The sequence below is a fragment of the Streptomyces lunalinharesii genome (assembly GCF_039532155.1).
In the GTDB taxonomy this organism is placed as follows: Bacteria; Actinomycetota; Actinomycetes; order Streptomycetales; family Streptomycetaceae; genus Streptomyces; species Streptomyces lunalinharesii.
Map to the genome: position 1 here is coordinate 61,633 of NZ_BAAARK010000025.1, position 20,965 is coordinate 82,597.

The window sequence follows — 20,965 nt, forward strand, 5'->3', positions numbered from 1 at the left end:
TGGTCAGCCCGTCCATTCGATGGATGAACGGGGCGGCCCGGCGGCCGGGTTCACATGAACCTCGCGCTCGTCGCGCTCCGTTGAGCCGGTATCGGGACATCTGCCGGCAGAGAGGAGGAGGCCCTTGCCTGATTTCCTGATCGACTACGAGACGCTCTACAAACTGGGCACCAAGGCCGGTGAGTTGAAGAAGACGGTGGACGACGCCCAGGCCCATGACACGGGTACCACCCGGTACACCGAGGACCAGCTCGGGTCCTGGACGACCCCGGAAGTCCTCGGCGACTTCTACCAGGCATGGCGGTACGCGTTCCAGCGGGCCCAGGAGGTCCTGGGCAGCGTGGAGGGCACGTTCACCAGCGTGGCCAAGGCGTGGTTCGACCAGGACGCGGCGCTGGCCGCGGGCGCGCGGCAGCAGGCGGCCCAGTTCGACTACGCCGACTACCAAGGCAGGGCTGCCGCGTACCAGTCCTGGGAGAAGCTGTCGCAGACGTACGTGACGATGCACCACTGGGACGAGAGCGGAAACCTCGTCGAGGAGAAGGTCGCGCTCGCCGACCAGAGCAACAAGCCCGACCTGCCGGGTGAGCCGCCCAAGGAGTTCAACTACACCAACCCGGACGGCAGCACCAACAACACGACCTTCACCTACGGCGACGACGGCAAGGTGAAGGGCACCACCACGTCCGTCACCAACAAGGACGGCCTGTCGTACAAGGAGAACACCTCGTTCAGTGGCGACGGCGGCTACAAGACCGACATCGACCACTCCGACGGCAAGTCGACCCACGTCGCGATGGTCGTCTCGCCCGACGGCAGCACAGGGACTCGGACCCTCACCGATGAGGACGGCAAGAAGACCGAGTACAAGGGCGACCTCAAGGACGATCCCTCGACCTGGTCGAAGACCTACGACCAGAAGGAGAGGGAGAAGCAGGACGCCGCAAATGCGCAGAACGTGAACAACCCCAACTACTGAACCCACCCCACCACTCACCCAAGGAGTTCCCATGGCCGCGAACGACATCCAGCTCAACTACGCGCAGATCGAAGCCGTCTCCGCCAAGCTGAAGGGGGCCGTGACGGAGGTCGTCCCGGTGCTGAGCGGACTGCGGACCGACGTCTCGAACCTGCTCCATGACGGCCTGGTCTTCCGGCAGAGCAGCCCCGCGCTGGAAGCCTCCTACGACAAGTTCAACAACTCGCTCATCCAGGCGGTGAACAACATCAACAGCTTCGCCAAGCAGTTCACCGACATCAAGCAGCAACTGGAGGACATGGACGGCAAGATGTCCAGCTCGATCTCCTCGGGCTCGTCCGAGTAACGTCGGAAACGCTGCGGCCCGTCGCGACTGTCGCGACGGGCCGCAGTGCTGTGTGGATGGTCAGCCCCGCAGGACGGTCTCCGGGACCAGTACGGTGATCAGCGCTCCGGTCTGCGGGTCGGTGGTGAGACCGCGGCCGGCCGGGCGGTTGACGCGCAGCAGGTTGTGCGCGAGGCGGGCGCCGATCAGGTCGCCCTCCATCATGGACTGGGGCGAGAGCAGGATGCCCTTGCGGCCTCGTTTGGCCTCGGAGAGCCAGCCCGAGAGGCAGTTGGTGAGGGTCTCCGCGGTGGCGGCGCACGCCAGGCCGAGGCCACGGTCGCGGCCGGAGGCGATCAGGTCCTTCAGGACGGGCTCGGCGGCCGGGAAGTTCTCTATCAGGTCCGCGTCGTCGACCAGCACCACCGCCGGGCCGCCCAGCTCCTCGATGGCGCCGCGCAGCTCCTCCGCCGAGGGGTTGGTGCGGGCCAACACGCGTGCCTGCGGGTGTTGGTCCAGTGCGCGCAGCGGCGATTCACGGGGTGTGACGGCGACGATCTTGGTGCCGCCCGCGAGCAGGGAGACCCCGAGCGAGGCCAGGGTCGTGCTGCGGCCCGTTCCGGGTGGCCCGGCCACCACGAAGGTCGGCGCTTTGTCGGCGAAGTCCACGCCGACGGGGGCGACGTCGTCTCCGCCAAGTCCGAGCAGGGCCCACAGCGGGCGCCGCCGCTCGGCCGGCACCTTGTCGTACGCCTCCTTGAAGTCCACCCGGGCGGGCAGTACGCCGACCCGGAACGGTCGCCGGCCGGTGGGCACCTTGGCATGCCGGGTGGTGGCCGTCTTGCCGATCGCCCGCAGTGCCTCGGCCTGCTCCTGTCCGGTGCTGCCCGGCCCGAGGAGCGCCACCTGGAGTTCGGCACCGTTGGTGGTCCGCCAGCCGCGACCGGGCGGTACCGCCGCCGGTACGCGTCGGGCGTCGATGCCCGCGACGGAGTACTCGGTACGGTCGTTCAGGCGCAGCAGCAGGTGGTCGTCGTTGAGCACGGAGAGCCGGCCGCTGGCGAGCGCGCGTTCCGAGGTGGCGATGACGTGCATGCCCGCCGCCGTGCCCTCGCGGAGCAGCGCGAGGAGGTCGTTGAGCAGTCGGCCGTTGTCGTGTTCGGAGATGATGCCGTTGAGCGCGTCGTAGCCGTCGATCATCAGGATGATGTGCGGCGGGCGCAGCCCGGCGGGCAGCGTGGCGCGCAGTTCGGTGAGGTTGCCCGCGCTGTGGGCGGTCAACAGCTCCTGGCGACGGGCCAGTTCGGCCACCAGTCGGCTGATCAGGCGGTCCAGTCGCTCAAGGTCGGCGCGGGAGACCACCGCGCCGCAGTGCGGCAGGACGGTCATGGCGGTCAGTGCTCCGCCGCCCGCGTCGATGCCGTAGAGGTGGACGTCTTCGCAGCTGAGAGTGGAGGCGACCGATCCGGCCAGGGTGCGCAGCACCTGGGTACGTCCGGAGCGCGGCATGCCGAGGACATACAGGTGGCCGAAGTGCGCGAGGTCGAGGGTGACGGGGACTTGCAGCTGTAGGGCGGGCAGGTCCTCCATCGCCCAGACGACCGGGGCGAGTTGGCCGCGCCCCGGGGGTGGCGGCTCGGGGAGGTCGCCGAGCCGCACCTCGGTGCCGAGCGCGGGCAGCCAGGGGCTGGGGAGGGGGGTGTGGTCCAGCGACGCGGCGGCGTCCGAGACGGCCTCCACCAGCGCGGTGAGGTCGGTCGGGACGTCGGGCAGCTCGATCTCGGCCGTCTCCTCGCCCGGGCTCGGTGCCTCGGCCGCCCGGCCGAGGCGCTGCCAGGGCAGTTCGGCGGACCACAGCCGGGACCGCGGCTGCTCGTCGGCGGACTCGTCGGGCAGCCGCGGGGCGCCGACGAAGGCCGTCTGGAATGCCTGCACCGAGCGGTGTCCGGTGCGGGCGAGGGCGCGGCCCGGGGTGGCAGAGGAGATGGTGACGGCGTCGGAGGTGTCGAGGACGTCCTGGCTCTCGCCCGCGTCAGTGACGCGTAGGGCGATGCGCAGGTTGGTGTTGGCGCGGATGTCGTTGGTGACCACGCCGGCGGGTCGCTGGGTGGCGAGCACCAGGTGGATGCCGAGCGAGCGGCCCCGCTGGGCGATGCCGACCAGACCGGGGATGAAGTCCTCGACGTCGCGGGCCAGAGTGGCGAACTCGTCGATGATCAAAAGGAGTCGGGGCAGCGGCGGCAACGACGGGTCGCGGCGGCGCATGGCCCGGTACTCGGGGTGGTCCTTGGCCCCGGTCTTCGCCAGGATGTGCTCGCGGCGGACCAGTTCGGCGGTGAGGGATTCCAGCGCCCGCTGGACGAGGTGGCTGTCGAGGTCGGTGACCATACCCAGGGTGTGCGGCAGCCGTACGCACTCCTTGAAGGCGCTGCCGCCCTTGTAGTCGACCAGCACGAAGGACAGTTCCTCCGGGTGGTTGGCGACGGCCAGCGAGGCGACGAAGGTCTGCAACAGCTCGGACTTGCCGGAGCCGGTGGTGCCGGCGATCAGGGCGTGCGGGCCGTCCCGGACCAGATCGAAGGCGACCGGCCCGTCGTAGCCACTGCCGAGCACGGCGGAGGTGTTCGCAGGCCGTTTGCGCCAGCGTTCGGCGATCTGCTCGCTCTGCGGCGGTTCCAGCTCCAGTACGTCGAGCAGGTTGACCTTGTCGGGCAGCCCGCCATCGGCGTCCGGGGTGACGTCGCGCACCGGGGCAATGCCGCGGGCCAACCGCTCGCACCAGGCGGGCTCGACGAAGTCGGGGCGGATGCCGGTCTGGTCGGGCTGACCGGTACGACGGGCCGTCAGTTCGTGGCGGCCGACCGAGACGACGGTGACGCACTCCTCGGGCAGCAGTCGTTCCTCCTGGTCCACACAGAGCAGGAAGATCCGGAAGGCCGGCCCCTCCTTGAGTACCTGCACGACCCCGGGGATGTCACGCAGCCGCCGTGCTCCGTCCAGGACGACCATGATGTCCGGCTCGCTCAGCAGCGCCCGGCTCATCGTGGCCCGGTCGGCCTGGGATCGGGTGCGGATCGCGGAGACCAGTTCGGCGACCCGGTTGGCGACCGTCTCCGGGTCGTTGCCCAGCAGGGTCACGGGCTTCCCACCGTCCTCCTGCCCGCTCCCGGACCCGGTGCGGGCGTGCGGCAGCCAGCGGATCCAGGACCAGGAGTCCGCCGATTCGGCGTCGGTGAGCACGGTGATCCGCAGGTCGCGGGGGCTGTGCAGGACGGCGGCCTGCGCGACCGCCCAGCGGGCCAGCGCACGGGCCTGCGGACCCTCGCCGGCCAGGCCGACCACCCCGCTGCCCGCCAGATCGACGGCGACCGGCACGTCCGGGATCTGCCAGCGCACGCTGCGGTGGTTGTCCTCGCGGGCGCCGTCGTCGACCAGCAGCAGGGAGGGTTGACGGGAGGTGCCGATCCGGAGCATCAGGTGGTCCGGATCGCTGCGGCGGCGCTCCCAGAGCCGGGCCCCCGGCCCGACTGCCATCAGCCCGACGGCGGCGGGGTCCGGTGCGGACAGGACCCGCAGGCGGCGCTCGTCCTCGACCTTCTCTCGGACGTCGGCCTCCAGGTTGGCGCGCCTGGCGCGGTAGTTGCGCACGTTCTCGTGGTACTCCCGCCGCCCCTGTCGCCGACCGCTGATGTGGTTGCCGATGATCATGATCGGGCTCATCAGGGTGAACAGCAGGAAGTAGTACGAGTGGAGGACGAAGACCATTCCCGCGCCCATGAAGAGGGGGGCGATCATGATCAGCATCGGAATGGGACGTCGGCCAGGCGCCTTCGGCGGGCCGGGGAGCCGGAACTGCTCGGGCGCCAGCGGGGGGATGAGCCGGGGCGGCCGGTTGTAGTCCAGTCCCGTGCCCTCCTCCGAGGGGGCGACGGCGGCGTCGGCCTCGGTGGGTGCGGCCAGGCGCAGCAGGTACTCGCCGATCACCATTTCGCCGCCGAGGGGCCACTCGACCCAGCCGGCCGGGATGTCCGACGGGACGTCATCCGACGTGCCCGCTGCCGGGTCGTCGGCCGGCTCGGGCGGCAGATCGGGTTCGTCGACGCGGCGGCGCTCGGGCGGCGGCTCTGGGAGGGAGAGCCGGACCTCGCCCTGCGGGGGAACGGCCGCGATCGCGGTCCCGTCCGGGCGAACGGTCAGCCGGATGCCGGCGGCGGGCACGTCCCGGCCCGGCAGCGGTACGGCGCTGCCCGGGGCGGGGCCGATGTCGTGGGTGCCCAGGCCCAGCAGGTGGACCCGGCCGGCATCCGGTCCGCCGACCACCTTGAGCTCGACCGTCGGACCGGTCCCGACGTCGTCGGGTGGCTCCACCGGCAGCGGCATCTCGTCTCGCTCGGGCCCATAGGCGCCGGTGCCGCGTGGCACGGGCCGGCCGAGGCCGAGCACCGATCCGTTGCGGATCCCACTGTCCGAGAGCGGGGTTTCGGGGTCGAGGAGCTCCTGGCCCAGGTAGCAGTCGGGGACGGATCCGCCGGTGCCGGCCAGGTGCTCGACGAGCTCGCGGACGGTGGTGGCGCCGGACGCCCCGAGGACCACGTCCTGGGGTGCGGAGCTGTCGCGGTCGACGGTGCTAATGAGGAGTTTCACGGTGACTACCTCTCGGCTCACGGGTGTCTCAGTCAGTGGTCCGGGGCCCTCGGGCATGCGAGGCCGCGGAGACGCCCCCGGGCGAGGCTCCTGCTCGATCGGGCTCGTCGAAGGCGTGCGTGATCCGCATCGCGGGCGCCTCGGACGGGGGCAACGCCGCCGCGGCCGCGGACGCAGGCCCGTCGGAGCGGGGCAGGGGGGCGGGCTCGCGCGGCGGCCGCACGACGGGTACACCGCGCCTGACGGTGCGGGCCACCGCTCGGCCGAGTGGCCCGGCCTCGGCGCGCAGTGCGAGCCCGGGTGCCGTGATCCAGCCTTCGGTGTTCGCGTGCAAGCTCCACCGGTGGCCCGACAGCCGGCCGCGGACCAGGAACCGGGCGGACTCGGAGGCGGCGAGCCGCTGGATGCGCCGGGCCTGCTCCTGGTTGGGATCGACGCATACGAGGGTCACGGTGCTGTCGTCCGAAGGACGCTCCAGGGCCTCCAGCGCCACGTCGAGTCCGGGCCCCTCATAGCGCGGGTGGACACCACGAGCGACCGCCAAGTCACCCTGGTCGTCGAGCAGTTCCCACTGCGCCGCCAGCGCCTGCACCAGCGTACGAGCGCGTATCGGGTCTCCCTCGACCGTGAGCACACCAGGCCCGCGCAGCAGGTCCAGCACCACAGCGCCGCCCGCCTCGGCGCCGACGACGACCGGCAACCGCTGACGGCCGCTCGCCACCGCCTCCAAGCCGCCCGCGGGCGCCTCCCAGGACGTTGGTCCGACCACCCGCCACGGCGCCGGCGGCTCGGGCAGGCCACGGCCCGCCACCCGCACCACCACCGTGGCCCGATCGATCCGCACGGCGTACGCAAACGCACCGGGTGCCTGGGCCAGGACCGCGTCCGCCGCGTCCAGTGCCTGCTCGGCACGGGCCACCATCGTCGGATCGGCGATCCGATCCATCAACAGGCGTACTGTGCGCCGATGATGACGGAACGAGCGGAAGGGCTCGGTGAACCCCCGCCCGGTCAGCCTGAGCTCCCGCATCGCCCAGCGCCAGCCCCGCCGCCAGCCACCCTTGCGGCGGGCCAGCCGCCTCAGCAGCAGCCAGAGCACCACCATCGCCAGCAGGGCGGCGAGGACGCCGAGCACCAGGCCACGGTCCAGGTGGGCGAGATTGAACTGAGCTACTGTCATGAGGGTCCCCTTCAAGTGCGCCGGCTCTGCCGCATGTGGCCTCGGCCTCCCAACGGAACGCCGGGCTCCTACGGTTCACCGCTCGACCCAGCTGCGATTACCCGACGGGTCCAGCCGACCGCCCTCCGGCAGGCGGGACTCTGACGACAGGGCCCAACCCGCCCGCAGCCACGCCAAGTGGCCGCTCCGGCAACGGGGGACATCGCGCCGGAGCGGCCACCTCCCGGGCACCGCCGCGCCCGGAACACTGGATGGCGGCGGCAGCGATGCCACCCAGCTCACTTCCCTCCACGGCCCCGAGCCCCCTGCGGTTCACCCGGACATGGATGCACCAACAGCAGTAGAACGCTGAGCTCGTGACGGCGTCTCCACGGTCGATGGAGTGTCACTTCCAGCAGAGGGAGCACGGCGACGGGTGCCTGGAGCCTGGCTGCCGACCGGGGGTCGATGGCCAGGACGTCTCCACGGCCATGGCCGGCAGCCGGTCACCCACAGCCAGTGGGTGACCCATTCCACGTGCTGCTCGATGGAGACGACCATGTTGCTGAGCACCGACGGGCTGAGCGGCCCAGCGATCGTGAACAGGTTGGGGAATGAGGTTCCCCCGGGATGCGAAGGAAGCTGACGTCAAGTCAGATGGGGTTCATGAGAGGACCTGTGACCATGGCTGCTCCCAGAAAATACCCGCTGGAGTTGCGTGCGCGTGCGGATGTATCGCGACTGTGACCCGAAGCCGCAGATCAAGCGCCTGCCCATCGAGCTGGCCGAGCAGATCCGGCGGATCCACGCCGATTCCGGCGAGATCTACGGCTCGCCACGTGTCCACGCGGTGCTCAAGCGCGAGGGCGTGCACGTCGGCCGAAGGCGGGTCGAGCGATTGATGCGCGAGGACGGACTCACCGGGATCAGTCCGCGCCGCAAGACCCGCGGCTTCACCCGCCGCGGCCCAGAAGCCACCCTCGCCCCGGATCTGGTGGACCGCGACTTCACCGCGCCCGCGCCGAACAGGCTGTGGGTCACCGACCTGACGATGATCCCCACCGGCGAGGGACCGCTGTGGCTCTCGGCGATCCGCGACGCGTTCTCCCGCCGGGTGGTGGCCTGGGAGACCTCCGCCCGCGCGGACGAGGAGAAGTACTACGCCGACCAGGCAACGCCCAAGCGAACGAATCTGACATCCGGTCAACTCTCCCTGACCTGCTGATCAGCGCCTCCCGCACTGCGTGGGAACCTCAGAGAAGAAGCGCCCCCAGGAGATGGCCACGCTCCACCGCCTCGCAGTCAACGCCTACCAGGTCTGGGGCTATACAGGGTGGACGTATATCCGGACCGCAGCGTTCACTGTTATGCGGCCGAAGGAGATGTGGGGGCTGCAGCGGTGCTTGGCCTCACCGAACTGGCCGGCCTCGGATCCGCTCGACTCGGACGACGAAAAGCGTGAGCCGGACCTGGAGCGGTACATGAGGATGCCGGCTCCGGGCGCAGTACCAGCATCAGTGGGTCGAAGGGGAACGGGCGCTGCTGGCGTCGCAGTTGGCTCGGATGCGCTGACGGCCATTCCGGGTGTCGACACGGAACGGAGAGCCGTCACGGCACCGGAAGTCAGCAGGATTGCTCTTCGTGAGTTCGCATCAGGGTCAGTTCCGGGTGAGTTGCTGGCGGACGCACTGCTTGTACTGCTGGAAACTGTCGGGCTGGTAGCACTCCTGCGTCTCGTTCGCGTACCAGACCATGAAGACGGCCACCAGGACCGCCACCACGATCGCGATGGCCGAGGTCACCACGCCGGCGACGGCCTTGCCCCGGCCGCCTCGTGCCCGCCCGGTTCTCACCAGGGCGACGATGCCCAGGACCAGTCCGACGACTCCGAGCAGGCCGCCGAAGAAGAGAACCGAGGTGCTCAAGCCGGTGATGCCCAGCACCATGGCGGCCCCGGCCAGCCGGTTCTTGCGGCCCTGAGAACCGGGGAGATACGGATCCGCCGCACCGGTCCAGGCCGGTCCCGTGCCGCGCGGCGACGCCTCTGCTGCTTGTGTGTTCATCGGCCATCCTCCGGTCGAGTGCTCAGGGGGATGATTCTGGTTCTGGGAGCCGTGTCCGCACATCGCGGAAAAGCGGGAGACTTTCCTCCCCCGATCGAGGGAGGGCCGCGGTCGGCCGGCCGGTCATACTGGTCGAATCATGATCTGGGGAATCCGGCCGCTGCTGCGCGGCTCCACATATACGGGGATGCTTTTCGCCTCTTGCGGTGCGCTGGCGAGCATTCCGTTGCTGCCTTTCGCCATGCTCCCGACCCTGGTGTGGTCGTCAGCTCCTTATGGCGTGAAAGCCGTTCTGGCTCTCCTGGTCTGGGCAGCACTGGTCGCTGCGGTCGGTCTTGCCCGCACCACGCGGCGGGCGCTCATCGCGTGCGCCCGCAGGCTGCTGAGGGTGCCGTTGCCGGATCCCGTGGCATCGGGCGGCGACCGCTGGCGGACTCCGTTCTGGCTGCTGCTGCACGTAGCGCTGGGGTGGACGGGGGCGCTGGCCGGCGGCGTGCTGCTGCTCATGGGCCTGACCCTCCCGTTCGGCTGGTTCCGCAGCGAGGCAGAGCTGAGCCTCTTCGGCCGATCACTGCGGGTGGAGGGCGGCTGGCAGAGCTGGACGCTGGCCCCGTGCTGCGTACTACTGGCCGCGGTGGTGTGCGTGACGGTGACGGAGACCCTGCGCCGACTGGCCCCCAGGCTGCTGGGTCCCTCGTCGGCGGAGCGGCTCAGGCTGGCGGCCGAGCGAGAACAGGCGCTGGCCGAACGCAACCGGCTCGCCCACGAACTGCACGACTCGATCGGTCACACGCTCACGGCGACCACGATCCAGGCCGCGGTGGCGAGCGAACTCCTCGCCGCCGACCCGGTGGCGGCGCGGGCCACCCTGCGCAGCATCGAGGAGTCGTCCCGGACCGCACTGGAGGACCTGGACTACGTACTGGGTGTGCTGCGCGAGCAGCGGGCGGAGACAGCACCGACCCGCACCCTGGCCGACCTGCCCGAGCTGATCGACCGGTTGCGGCACGCGGGCGCCATGGCGGAGCCGGAACTGTCGGGCGACTTGGCGCAGGTGCCGGGGACGCTCTCCCGAGCGGCGTACCGGATCCTGCAGGAGGGCCTGACGAACGCGCTGCGGCACGGGGCGGGCGGTCCGATCGAACTCCGTGTGGCGGCCACGCCAGACAGCCTTGAACTCGACGTGGTCAACAGGACCGGCCCGGGAACGAGTTCGGGCCCGGGCACCTTCCCGACGTCCGGGCACGGCATGCCCGGTCTCGCCGAGCGCGTGCGGCTGCTGCACGGCCGGATCGAGGCGGGCCCGCACGGGCCGCAGCACTGGCGACTCGCCGTCCGCCTGCCGATACCGGCATCGGCATGACCGGCTCCGACACGAGCGCGGCCGCCGCCCCCGCAGACACCCCCGTCACCCTCCTGATCGCGGACGACGACGAAGTGACCCGCAGCGGCCTGCACATGCTGCTCACGGCTCAACCAGGCATCGCGGTGGTCGGTGAGGCCGCCGACGGCATCGAGGCGGTCGAACAGGCACGGCGACTGCGCCCGGACGTGGTCCTGATGGACGTACGCATGCCGCGCTGCAACGGCATCGAGGCCACCCGGCAGCTCCTCGCCGACCCGTCCGCCACATCGCCGAAGGTCGTGGTGATCACCACCTTCGAGAACGACGACTACGTCACCGCCGCACTCAGCGCGGGCGCCGCCGGGTTCGTGCTCAAGCGACTCCCGGTCCGCAAGATCGCGGAGACGGTACGGGTGGTGGCGTCCGGGGAAGCGATCCTCTTCCCCTCGGCACTGCGCCGCATGGTCGCTGCCCGCCCACTGGCCTCCGCCAAGGCGCTGCCGAAGGCTGCGCTGACGGCCCGGGAGGAAGAAGTGCTGCGGAGCATGGCCACGGGCCTGTCCAACCCGGAGATCGCGACGGCACTCACGGTGAGCCTGGAGACGGTGAAGACCCACGTAGGAAACGTGCTGACCAAGCTCGGCGCACAGAACAGGACGCACGCGGTGGTGATCGCGTACGAGTCCGGCCTCGTAGTCCCCGGCCTCACCGGCTGAGAGCCGGCAGGCCACAGGCCACAGCTTCGGGACGGTACAGCGGGCGCCTCGGCGGCCCGGAACAGGGCCTGCCGGCGGCCCGCTTCGGTCATGACGTCGGCTCCTGGCCGACGGCCTCGGTCACCGCGCGCGCCGCACGCAGGAGCCGCTCGCTCAACTCCTCCAGTTGGGCGGCGAGTTCGGGCCGGGTGTGCGCTGCGGGGTGGACGGTCGCCTCGGGGCCGAGGGTGAGGAGTTGTACGGCGATGTGGAGCGGGTCGTCGGCCGCGAGGTCGACGTTGCAGTGGTGGTCGTCGACGGGGTGGATGCGCTGGGGCAGGGCGTTGGTACGGGCACGGGTGGTGGCGGCGTCGAGGGGGACGGTGGCCTGGAGCGTGTGGCGAGCGGGGGCCGCCGCGATCGTCGCGGCCACGTAGCCGGCCGGGTCGCCGCCGGGCAGCTCGCGCGCGGCGACGCGGCGCCCCGTGGGGGTGGGGCCGGTGAGCCGGTCGACGCGGAAGGTGCGCCAGGCGTCCTTGGTCAGGTCGAAGGCGACGAGGTACCAGCGGCTGCCCGCGGCCACCAGGGAGTGCGGTTCGACGCGGCGGGCGGTGGGGTCCGGCGCGTGCTTGCCCCGGTAGTCGAAGGTGACGACCTCGTGGTCGCGGCAGGCCGCCGCGAGGGTGGCGAGCGTGGCCGGGTCGGCCTGGGGGCCGCCGTTCCAGGGCAGCGGGACGGTGGCCTGCTGGAGGGCTGCGACCTGGTGGCGCAGGCGGGCCGGCAGGACCTGTTCCAGCTTGGCGAGGGCGCGCAGGGCGGTGTCCTCGATGCCGGTGACGCCGCAGGTGGCGGTGCGCAGGGCCACCGCGATGGCGATGGCTTCCTCGTCGTCGAGGAGGAGGGGCGGCAGGTCGGTGCCGGCGGCCAGGCGGTAGCCGCCCGAGTGGCCGGTGGTGCCCTCGACGGGGTAGCCGAACTCGCGCAGCCGGCCGATGTCGCGGCGCACGGTCCGGCCGGTCACGCCGAGCCGCTCGGCGAGTTCGACGCCTGACCATTCACGACGGGTCTGCAGCAGGGAGAGCAGGCGCAGCATGCGGGCGGGCAGGTCCTGGGTCATGCCGTCCAGACTGCCAGCCTTTTAGGAAGTGAGCTGTCCTAAAAGCGCTCTAACGTCGTGGACGGATCGAAAACGCCCGACGGCCGCGTGGCCGGGGAATCGCCTGAGCGCGCGGAATCCCCAAGGGGCGTGGCGGTCGCAATCGAGAGTGTCACCGTGCGTGACGAACGTTGCAGGAGGAACTGTCATGGGGTTCATGGACCCGGGGAACATCGTCTGGTTCGAGATCAGCACCGCTGACGAAGGGGCCGTCAAGGACTTCTACGGCGCACTGCTGGGCTGGAGCTTCGCAGTCGACCCCGACTCGTCGGTCGGCGGCGTCACGTACACGCGGATCATGGCGCCGGGGATGCCGTTCCCGATGGGCGCGATCTACGACAACGCCGACAGCCCCGAGGAGACGATGAACGTCTCCGTCGTCTCGGCCGACGTCACCGCCGACCAGGCGAAACTGGAGCAGCTCGGCGCGTCCGTGGTCGTCCCGGCCACCCGGGTCGGCGACGTGACCGCCTTCGCCCGCCTCGCCGACCCGCAGGGCAACGTGTTCTCCCTCTTCCAGAACAACCAGACACCCGAGCGTCTCAAGGGCTTCGCCGAGCAGGGCCAGGAGCAGATGCAGCAGATGGCGGCCCAGCCGGTGCCCGGCGCGTACGCCTGGTTCGAGGTCGGCACCACCGACCCGAAGGCCACCGAGGACTTCTACCACCGCGCGTTCGGCTGGCGCTTCGACTTCGACGACACCGCCGGCGGCAAGCAGTACTACAACGTCTTCACCGGCAACCAGTGGCCCTCGGGCGGCATGTACGACCTGGGCCCGGACGGCGTGAACTACCTGATGCCCGACTTCCTGGTCACCGACGTCCCGGCCACCACCGCCCAGGCCGTCGAGCTGGGCGCCACCGTCGAGTTCGGCCCGGACACCAACCCCGACGGCCTGGTCTACTCGCGGATCGTCGACCCGCGCGGCAACCGCTTCGGCCTGTTCTCCGCCCCCACCGGCCCCACAGTCTCCTGACTCCCACTCCCACTCCCACTCCCACTCCCAGTACCCATACAAGTACCCGTTCGGCAACGGAGGAAGAGGACACCCCATGAAGATCGCTCTGCTGGGCACCGGATTCGGGCAGGCACACGCGGCCGTCTATGCCGCACGCGGGGACGCGGAGGTGGTGATGTTCGGGCGCGACCCGGACAAGACCGCCAAGACGGCCGGACGGTTCGGCTTCGCCCATTGCACCGACACGGACCGGGCGTTCGACGACGCCTCGTTCGATCTGATCGACATCTGCCTGCCGATCCCCCTGCACTCCGAGTACGTACTGCGGGCACTGGAGGCGGGCAAGCACGCTCTGGTCGAGCTGCCGCTCGCCGACAGCCTGGCCGACGCCCAGCGCGTGGCCGAAGCCACCGCGCGTAGCGACAAGCAGGTGTTCGTGGACATGTTCGAGCGCTTCATCCCGGCCAACCGGGCGCTGTTCGACGCCGTACGCGAGGGCACCTACGGGCGACTGGAGCAGCTGTCCCTGTGGAACCGCACCGCACCACTGTGGCCTGGCTTCTCCCTGGGGCTCAAGGCGCTCCCGCTGGAGGCCATGCACAGCGACATGGACATCGTCATGCACACCCTCGGCACGCCGACGCGCCTTGACATCACCACGGTCGCCCGCGACGCCGACCACGCCGCGGTCGAGGTCGTGATGGGCTTCGACGGCGCGTTGGCCCGGGAGTCGGTGTCTGCGCTGATGCCCATGCCGTGGAGCGCCCGCGGTGGCTACACCGCCACCTTCACCGGCGGCGTGCTGGAGTCCCGTTCCACGATGGGATTCGACGGCAAGCCGTCCGGCACCGTCACCGCGTACACCCCGGAGGGCGTAAGGGAGTTGGCGCTCCCCAAGGCCGATCAGTACGCCGCGATGATCGACCACGTCCTGGCCTGCCTGCGTGGCGAGGCCGAGAACGAGATCGCCCCGGCGAGCGTGCTCGACGCCCTCCAACTCACCCTCGACATCGACCAGCGGGTCAACGCCAAGGAGTAGTGCTTTGTGGGGTGGTGTGGTCGGGGTGGGGGTTTGGTTGTTCGGTTGCTCCACCCGGTTGTCGCACGAGTGGCTCTACGAGCTGTTGCTGCCAGAGGTCCATCGCCGGTCTTGGTCGAGGGGCGCCGCGCCGCCGTGCAGCAGCCGCTGCTTCGGTCCGCGCCGGCTACCCGTCGAGCAGGTCGGCGAGTTGGGTGCGGGAGCCGATGCCGAGCTTGGGGAACGCCCGGTAGAGGTGGTGCCCCACCGTGCGCGGGCTCAGGAGCAGCTGGGTGGCGATCTCCCGGTTGGTCGCGCCGGTCGCGGCGAGCCGCACCACCTCGCGCTCCTGCGGGCTCAGCCGCGCGATGGGGGAATCCGGGGCGAGCGCCGGGTCGTGGTGTCCGCCGGCTGCGCGCAGCTCGGTGCGGGCCCGCTGTGCCCACGGCTGCGCGCCCTCTCGGTCGAAGCGTTCCAATGCGACGTGCAGTTGGTCGCGCGCGTCGAGGTTGCGGCGCTGCCGGCGCAGCCACTCGCCGTAGAGGAGTTCGGTGCGGGCCCGCTCGAAGCCGTCGTCGGGCGGGTGCAGGTCGAGGGCTACGAGGTAGTGCTGCTCGGCGCAGGAGTTCGGTCCGGTCAGGGCTCGGCAGCGGTGGGACTGCGCGCCGATCGCGGGCTGCCGGAGGGCGTCCGCGCAGGCCGCGAGGGTTTCTGCGGGTGCCGTCGCCCGCTCCGGGCGGCCGGCTCGCACGGCGGCCTCGACGAGGTCGGGCAGGAGGTGGCGGGCCATCAGCGGATGGCCGGCCGCATCCCGCGCCTTCTCCAGCCGGTCCAGCGCCCGCTGGCCCTGCCCGGAACCGAGGTCGAGCAGGCCCAGCGCCCACAGCGCGTCGGTGGTGCCCCGGCCGACGTCCCGGGGGCGGGTGTACTCCAGGGCCCGGTGGGCGAGTTCACGGGTGCGGTCCTCCTCGCCGCGGGCGGCGGCCAGCACGGCGAGCAGGGCGCGCAGGTGGGCGACCCGGTGGTCGAGGTCGTAGTAGTCGGCGAGTCGGAGCGCCTCGGCGGCGTGTGTCTGGGCGTCGTCGCGGCGGCCGCGCGCGAGTTCCACTTGGGCGAGCAGGTGCAGTGTGGTGGGCAGCCAGCCGCCGACGCCGCGATCGCGGCAGTGTGCCACGGCGGCGGAGGCGACCCGGTGCGCGGTGCCGTGGTCGCCGAGCAGGTGGCAGTAGTGCCCGGTCATCAGCCGTTCCATCAGGCCGACTTCGGCGCGGTCGCAGGCGGCCACCAGCTCGGCGAGCGGCTGGCGCGCGCCGCGGACGGTGGGGAGAGTGGAGACGGCGGAGGCGGCGGAGACGGCGTCGGGGACGCGGTCAGCGGCCGGGTCCCCGTCCCCGCGCCGGGCGCCCCCGCTCCGGGCGTCCGCCGTATCGGCGAAGAGGTGCGCCGGCACCGCGAGGACCGGCAGAGCGGGCGCGCGGGCCGCGATCCGGGCGATCAGCGCGGTGTCACCCGCGGCGAACGCCGCGTGCAGGGCGTCCGTCAGCAGCACGGGGAGCTTGTCGGGGCGCTCCGCGGCGATCGCGTCCGCGCCCTGGGCCAGGAGCAGGGCGGCGCGCGCCGGGCTGCCGAAGCCGAGTTCGACCACGGCCCGCACCCGGGCGAAGTCCGCCGCCGTGCCGGGGTCCTGCAGCGGCTGCGGCACCTGGTCGGCGAGGGTGCCGCAGCGCTCGTCCTGTCCGGCTTCGCTGGCCCGCTGCGCCGCGCCGATCAGGCGCCTCGCCCGCAGTGCCGGGTCCGCGGTCAGGTGCGCGGCCCGCTCGTAGGCGGCGGAGGCCGACGCCATCGCCTGCCGGCTGCCCGCCCACTCGGCGACCCGCTCCAGCTCCGCGGCCACCCGCTCGTCCGGCCCGGTCGCCGCCGCTGCCAGGTGCCAGGCCCGGCGGTGCGCGTGCCCGGCGCCGTCCAGTGCCTCCGCCAACGCCCGGTGCGCCGCGATCCGCTCCGCGAGCGGCGCGCTCCGGTAGGCGGCGAACCGGACCAGCGGATGCCGGAACCGCAGCCCCGTACCGGAGACGGCCAACAGCCCGGCCCGTTCGGCGGGCGCCAGATCGTCGACCGATCCCCCGGACCGGGCCGCCGCCGCCAGCACCGCGACCAGGTCCCCGGTGTCGTCCGCGGCGGCCACCGCGAGGATCCGGCGGGTGGCCTCGGGCAGCCGGCGGATCTGCTCGGCGAGCGACTCCTGTAGCCGGCTCGGCAGCGTCGACGGCGCCTCCGGTAGCACCAGCGGCCCCAGTTGGCCGGACCGCTGCGCCGGGGTGAGCGCTGCGGACAGCTCCCGCAGCGCCAGCGGATTGCCTTGCGCCTGGTCGATGACCCGCTCGGCGACGTGTGGTGCGAGCCCGGGCAGCAGCGCCGCGGCCGCGGTCCGGTCGATGCCGGTGACGTGCAGCCTGGGCAGCGCCCGCCCGGTGCTGCCGGGCCAGTCGCCGCGGGCGGCGAAGAGCATCGCGACGCCCTCGGCGCGCAGCCTGCGGGCGACGAACGCCAGCACGTCCGCGGACGGCTGGTCCAGCCACTGCACGTCGTCGACGAGGCACAGCAGGGGCGTGTCGGCGGCGGCCTCGGCGAGGACTGACAGCGCGGCGAGGGCGACGGTCAGCCGGTCCCGCACCGGGGCGTCGACGAGGCCGAAGACCGAGCGCAGTGCCTGGGCCTGCGGGGCGGGCAGCCGGTCGAGCACCTGGAGGACCGGCAGGAAGAGCTGGTGCAGCCCGCTGAAGCCCAGCTCCATCTCGGACTCGATGCCCTCGACGCGCAGCACCCGCAGGCCCTCGGCGCGGGTGGCGGCGTGCTCAAGGAGCGCGGTCTTGCCGATGCCGGCCTCGCCGTGCAGCAGCAGGGCGCCGCTCTCGCCGCGCAGGGCGTCGGCGAGCAGCAACTCGATCCGCCGCAGCTCCTCGTCGCGTCCCTGCATCCGTGCCCCACCCCGGATCCGCCAACCCGGCCACCGTCGGGCCTCGTTGATCATCACTGTACGCGGACCGGGCGGGACGGGCCCGAGGGGTGGTGCCCGCTGCGCCTACGGCGTTCGCTCCTCCTCCTCGACCACCGGTGCCGACCAGATCATCCGGATCTCCGTGGTCCGGTAGCCGGCCCGGGCGAAGGCGGCCGCCATGGGCGCGTTCCCGGTGTCGGTGGTGGCGGTGATGCGCTCGGCGCCCGCCTCCACATGACTCCGGGTGACCTCGGCAAGCAGGTCGTCCACGTAGCCGCGGCCGCGGAACTCGGGCAGTACGCCGAGGAATCCGACGTTCCGGGCGTACGGCGTCGCGGAGGGGATCGCCATGCCGACCAGCCGCCCGTCGGGGCCGTACGCCAGCCGCCACCACTCCCGCTCGCCCGGGCAGTCGAGGTAGAACTCCAACTCCGCTCGGGCGGCCGCCTCGGCGCCCCGTGCGGCGACGTTGCGGCGGGTCTCGTCGTCCAGGCTGCCGACCGCGATCCGCCGGAACGTCCCGAGGAACTCCTCGTCGGCGGCCGGGGCGAAGGTGAGCCGGCCGTCGCCGCCCGGCAGCGCATCGCCGCTCGCCCACTCCAGCCGCAGCCGCTCCACCTCGTGGCCGAGGCCGGCGGCCCGCGCGGCGGTCCGGCGCCAGGCCACCGCGTCCACGGCCAGCGGGTCGTCGCGCCAACCGACCGGCAGCGTCAGGTTGTACAGCGGCGGCTTCGGCGCGCCCGCGGCGGCGAACGCCTGGAGTCCGGCGGTGAGCAGCCGGGTCGCCACCCGGGCCCGGTCGCCCGCCTCGGGGGCGACGTGCAGGCAGTCCAGGGCGACCGGGTGGGCGCTGTCCGCCCGGCCCCACCACAGGGCGCGGGCCAGCAGCCGGCCGTCGTCGTCCTCGGCGACCCAGGTCCACTGCGGCCGGTACATCCCCTGCCCGAGTTCGTCCCGGTAGCGGTCGGCGTCGATCCAGCCGACGGGTTCGGGGACGGTCACCGCGGTGACGCGGTCGAGATCGGCCCCCGTCGTGGGTCGAATCAGCATGAGTGCTCCTGGCGTCGGACGTAGCTGGTCAAGGTGGTGCCGGTGAGGAAGACCCGGGAGTCGCCGAGCAGCCAGTCGGCAGGGGCGAAGGGGGCGCGGAACAGCGGGATGCCGCTGCCGAACACCACCGGGTAGCGCTTGACGAGCAGTTCGTCGATCTCGCCCAGCAACTGCCCGGCGAGGCTCGCCCCGCCGCACAACCAGATGCCCGCGCCCGGCTGCCGCTTGAGGCCGCGGACGAGTTCCACCGGGTCCCCCGACACCACCTCCACCTCGGGGTCGGTGCGGGGCAGGGTGGTGGAGAAGACGTACTGCCGCAGGTGCGGATAGGGGCTGGTGACGCCGATCCGCAGGGCGGGCTCGTAGGTGGCGCGGCCCATCAGGATCGTGTCGAAGACCTTGTTGGGCGCGTCGACGAGACCCAGTTCCGCGCGGGCGTGGGCGGGAATCGTCTCGGGGTACTCGGTGAGGATCGCGTCCTTCAGGTCGCCGTCGAAGCCGGAGGAGTCGGTCTCCCCGTCCGGTCCGGCGATGAAGCCGTCGAGGCTGCAGCCGATGTAGTAGGTGAGCCGGCGCATGGCCGCCTTTCGCATGTCGCTGGTGACTGTCGGACCGCGGACGACCGACGAGGACGCTCCGAACCTAGGCCGCGGTCACCGCCCCGGGCATCGGTCACGATGACCCAATGTGCCGGTCCGACCTGCCGAGCCTGCCGGCTGCCGGCTGCCGGCTGCCGTGGAGACGGTCGGTCGGATCGCCTTGCCGGCGGTGAGCCGCACCACCAGGTCGTCCTCGACGACGTCACCGAGCACGGGCCGGGCCGGAACCAGTCAGCCGGCCCGGCCCGGCTCGGCCCGGCGGAGGCCGGCGCAGGCGATGTCGTCGTGGGCCGGGTCGGGCGACCGGGGGAGGTGGGGGGCCTGTGGTTTCCCCCATCAGTGGGATGGGGTTCGCGCCGGCGGGGGTGGATCGTCGCAGGTACGCACATCCGTAGGGAAGGTCGTTGCCATGCCTGAGCTCCCCGTCCGCCGGCGTGGACTGGTTCTGGTGGTCTGCTGTGTCGCCATCCTCATGGTCGGCGTCGATGTCACGGCGCTGAACGTTGCGCTGCCTGCGATGGAGCGGGACCTGGGGGCCTCGGTCTCCGGCATGCAGTGGGCCGTCGCGGCGTACAGCCTGGCCATGGCCACGCTGATGCTGTACGCCGGGTCGACGGGCGACCGGATCGGCCGCAAACGGGTGCTGGTAGCCGGCATGGTGATCTTCACGGCCGGTTCCGTGCTGTGCGCCCTCGCGCCCGACCTGCCCGCGCTGATCGGATTCCGCGTCCTGCAGGGCGTGGGGGCTGCCGGGCTCGGGCCGGTGGCCATGGCCATCGTTGCCCAGGCCTACCCCGACCGCCACGAGCGCCTGCGGGCCATGGGTGTGTGGATGGGGGCCTACGGCCTCGGGCTGGCCCTCGGACCGGTGGTCGGCGGCCTACTGGTGGGGGCCGTGGGCTGGCGGTCGGTCTTCTGGCTCAACGTCCCCTTCGGGATCATCGGGGCACTGGCCGCGGTGCGTGGCGTTGCGGAATCGCGGGCCCAGCGAGCGCGCCGTCCCGACCGTGTGGGTCAGCTGCTGGTGATCACTGTGCTGGGGCCGTTGGCCTACGCGGTCATCGAGGCGCCGCGGGCCGGCCTGGCTGCGCCGAGCGTCGTGGCCGGCCTGGCCGTCGCCGTCGCCTCGTGTGGTGCCTTGATCGTGTACGAGCGCCGATGCGCAGAGCCGTTGATCGAGCCGGTGTTCTTCCGTGACCCGCGGTTTTGCGGGGCGATCGCCGCGGTGACGGTCGTTTTCGGGTCCTTCGGCGCCTTCTTCTTCCTCGCCGCGCTCTACCTGCAAAACCCCCTGCGGATGTCCGCCTCGCAGGCGGGACTGTGGATGCTGGTGCCTGCGGGCGTACTGGCAGTCTCCTCGTTGTGCGCGGCCCCGCTCGCCCATCGGTACGGCGCACGGCCGCTGTTGGTCGGCGCCGGGCTGGCACTCGCGACGAGCGCCTCGTTGATGGCGTACTTCGCCGCGGACTCTGCCCGTCCCTTGCTGGTGGTCGAGTACGTCCTGTTCGGCCTCGGCATCGGCCTGTCCAACCCGCTGCTTCTCACCGCCGGCGTCTCGGGCCTGCCGGCGGACCGATCCGGGCTGGCCTCAGGCATGCTGACGACCTTCGGCCGCTCGGCCTTCGCGATGGGCGTCGCCGTCCTCGGCGCCCTCCTCAACACCGGACTCCACGGCGCACCCCTCACCGATCCCGCCGCCTTCGCTGCCGCCATCCAGCCCGCCTGGTGGATCCTCACGGCCAGCGGCCTCGCCATCGTCCTGCTCGGCACGCTGATCACCAGCGCGCCAACCCACCCGCCGGCCGGCAGCCCCCCGTCAGCCGCGGCGGCGGTTGCCCTGAAGGAGCACGCACAGCCCTGACGCAGGTCCGAACCGGCGAAGGAAAGGGCAGGCCGCCAGAGGCCGAATCCTCAGATCAGCCGCGCCGCCGAGATCGCCTCCGAGGAGGGGCCGGACGGCATCGCCATCGGCCGGC

The 20,965-nt window shown here is 71.9% G+C and carries 15 protein-coding genes; 8 read left to right on the plus strand and 7 right to left on the minus strand.

Going from position 1 to position 20,965, the window contains the following annotated elements:
* The first annotated feature begins 124 nt into the window (after window positions 1–124).
* Both ABD385_RS29745 and ABD385_RS29750 read left to right on the plus strand, forming a co-directional pair.
* Window positions 125–979: a hypothetical protein gene (locus ABD385_RS29745; protein WP_344581890.1), complete on the plus strand. Its 855-nt coding sequence runs from the start codon at window positions 125–127 to the stop codon at window positions 977–979.
* Window positions 980–1,010: 31 nt separating this feature from the next.
* Window positions 1,011–1,325: a hypothetical protein gene (locus ABD385_RS29750; RefSeq protein WP_344581892.1), complete on the plus strand. Its 315-nt coding sequence runs from the start codon at window positions 1,011–1,013 to the stop codon at window positions 1,323–1,325.
* A gap of 60 nt (window positions 1,326–1,385) precedes the next feature.
* Here ABD385_RS29750 and ABD385_RS29755 read toward each other — a convergent pair whose 3' ends face one another.
* Window positions 1,386–5,948 (minus strand): FtsK/SpoIIIE domain-containing protein, encoded by a 4,563-nt coding sequence (locus ABD385_RS29755; RefSeq protein ID WP_344581893.1) that lies wholly within the window; start codon window positions 5,946–5,948, stop codon window positions 1,386–1,388.
* Window positions 5,949–5,976: 28 nt separating this feature from the next.
* On the minus strand, window positions 5,977–7,128 hold the full coding sequence (locus ABD385_RS29760) for a hypothetical protein (protein ID WP_344581895.1): 1,152 nt from the start codon (window positions 7,126–7,128) through the stop codon (window positions 5,977–5,979).
* A 709-nt stretch (window positions 7,129–7,837) separates the two neighbouring features.
* Between ABD385_RS29760 and ABD385_RS29765 the strand changes: the two genes are divergently transcribed.
* Complete coding sequence (locus ABD385_RS29765; RefSeq protein ID WP_344581957.1) at window positions 7,838–8,332, plus strand: IS3 family transposase; 495 nt, start codon at window positions 7,838–7,840, stop codon at window positions 8,330–8,332.
* 433 nt (window positions 8,333–8,765) lie between these two features.
* Here ABD385_RS29765 and ABD385_RS29770 read toward each other — a convergent pair whose 3' ends face one another.
* Window positions 8,766–9,170 (minus strand): DUF4190 domain-containing protein, encoded by a 405-nt coding sequence (locus ABD385_RS29770; RefSeq protein WP_344581896.1) that lies wholly within the window; start codon window positions 9,168–9,170, stop codon window positions 8,766–8,768.
* Window positions 9,171–9,450: 280 nt separating this feature from the next.
* Here ABD385_RS29770 and ABD385_RS29775 point away from each other — a divergent pair, with 280 nt between their 5' ends.
* Window positions 9,451–10,533, plus strand: a complete 1,083-nt coding sequence (locus tag ABD385_RS29775; protein ID WP_344581898.1) for a sensor histidine kinase — start codon at window positions 9,451–9,453, stop codon at window positions 10,531–10,533.
* Window positions 10,530–11,231 carry a response regulator transcription factor gene (locus ABD385_RS29780; protein ID WP_344581900.1) on the plus strand — a complete coding sequence of 234 codons (702 nt, stop codon included), beginning with the start codon at window positions 10,530–10,532 and terminating at the stop codon, window positions 11,229–11,231. Before ABD385_RS29775 ends, ABD385_RS29780 begins: the two co-directional genes overlap by 4 nt.
* An 88-nt stretch (window positions 11,232–11,319) precedes the next feature.
* Here the strand turns inward: ABD385_RS29780 and ABD385_RS29785 are convergent, their stop codons facing one another.
* Window positions 11,320–12,327 carry a helix-turn-helix transcriptional regulator gene (locus tag ABD385_RS29785; RefSeq protein WP_344581902.1) on the minus strand — a complete coding sequence of 336 codons (1,008 nt, stop codon included), beginning with the start codon at window positions 12,325–12,327 and terminating at the stop codon, window positions 11,320–11,322.
* 187 nt (window positions 12,328–12,514) lie between these two features.
* Here ABD385_RS29785 and ABD385_RS29790 point away from each other — a divergent pair, with 187 nt between their 5' ends.
* Together ABD385_RS29790 and ABD385_RS29795 are read left to right on the plus strand one after the other, a co-directional pair.
* Window positions 12,515–13,342: a VOC family protein gene (locus tag ABD385_RS29790; RefSeq protein ID WP_344581904.1), complete on the plus strand. Its 828-nt coding sequence runs from the start codon at window positions 12,515–12,517 to the stop codon at window positions 13,340–13,342.
* Between the two features lie 76 nt (window positions 13,343–13,418).
* Window positions 13,419–14,363, plus strand: a complete 945-nt coding sequence (locus ABD385_RS29795) for a Gfo/Idh/MocA family protein (RefSeq protein WP_344581906.1) — start codon at window positions 13,419–13,421, stop codon at window positions 14,361–14,363.
* A 166-nt stretch (window positions 14,364–14,529) separates the two neighbouring features.
* Here ABD385_RS29795 and ABD385_RS29800 read toward each other — a convergent pair whose 3' ends face one another.
* From ABD385_RS29800 to ABD385_RS29810, 3 genes are all read right to left on the minus strand, one after another.
* The gene (locus ABD385_RS29800; RefSeq protein ID WP_344581908.1) at window positions 14,530–17,319 is read right to left on the minus strand and encodes a helix-turn-helix transcriptional regulator; all 2,790 of its coding nucleotides are present in this window, start codon (window positions 17,317–17,319) and stop codon (window positions 14,530–14,532) included.
* Window positions 17,320–17,424: 105 nt separating this feature from the next.
* Window positions 17,425–18,390 (minus strand): GNAT family N-acetyltransferase, encoded by a 966-nt coding sequence (locus ABD385_RS29805; RefSeq protein ID WP_344581909.1) that lies wholly within the window; start codon window positions 18,388–18,390, stop codon window positions 17,425–17,427.
* Complete coding sequence (locus ABD385_RS29810) at window positions 18,384–18,983, minus strand: dihydrofolate reductase family protein (RefSeq protein ID WP_344581911.1); 600 nt, start codon at window positions 18,981–18,983, stop codon at window positions 18,384–18,386. Before ABD385_RS29810 ends, ABD385_RS29805 begins: the two co-directional genes overlap by 7 nt.
* 415 nt (window positions 18,984–19,398) lie before the next feature.
* On the opposite strand from ABD385_RS29810, the gene ABD385_RS29815 reads away from it, so the two are divergent.
* Entirely contained in the window at window positions 19,399–20,850 is a 1,452-nt protein-coding gene (locus ABD385_RS29815) for an MFS transporter (RefSeq protein ID WP_344581913.1), read from the plus strand.
* The last annotated feature ends 115 nt before the right edge of the window (window positions 20,851–20,965 follow it).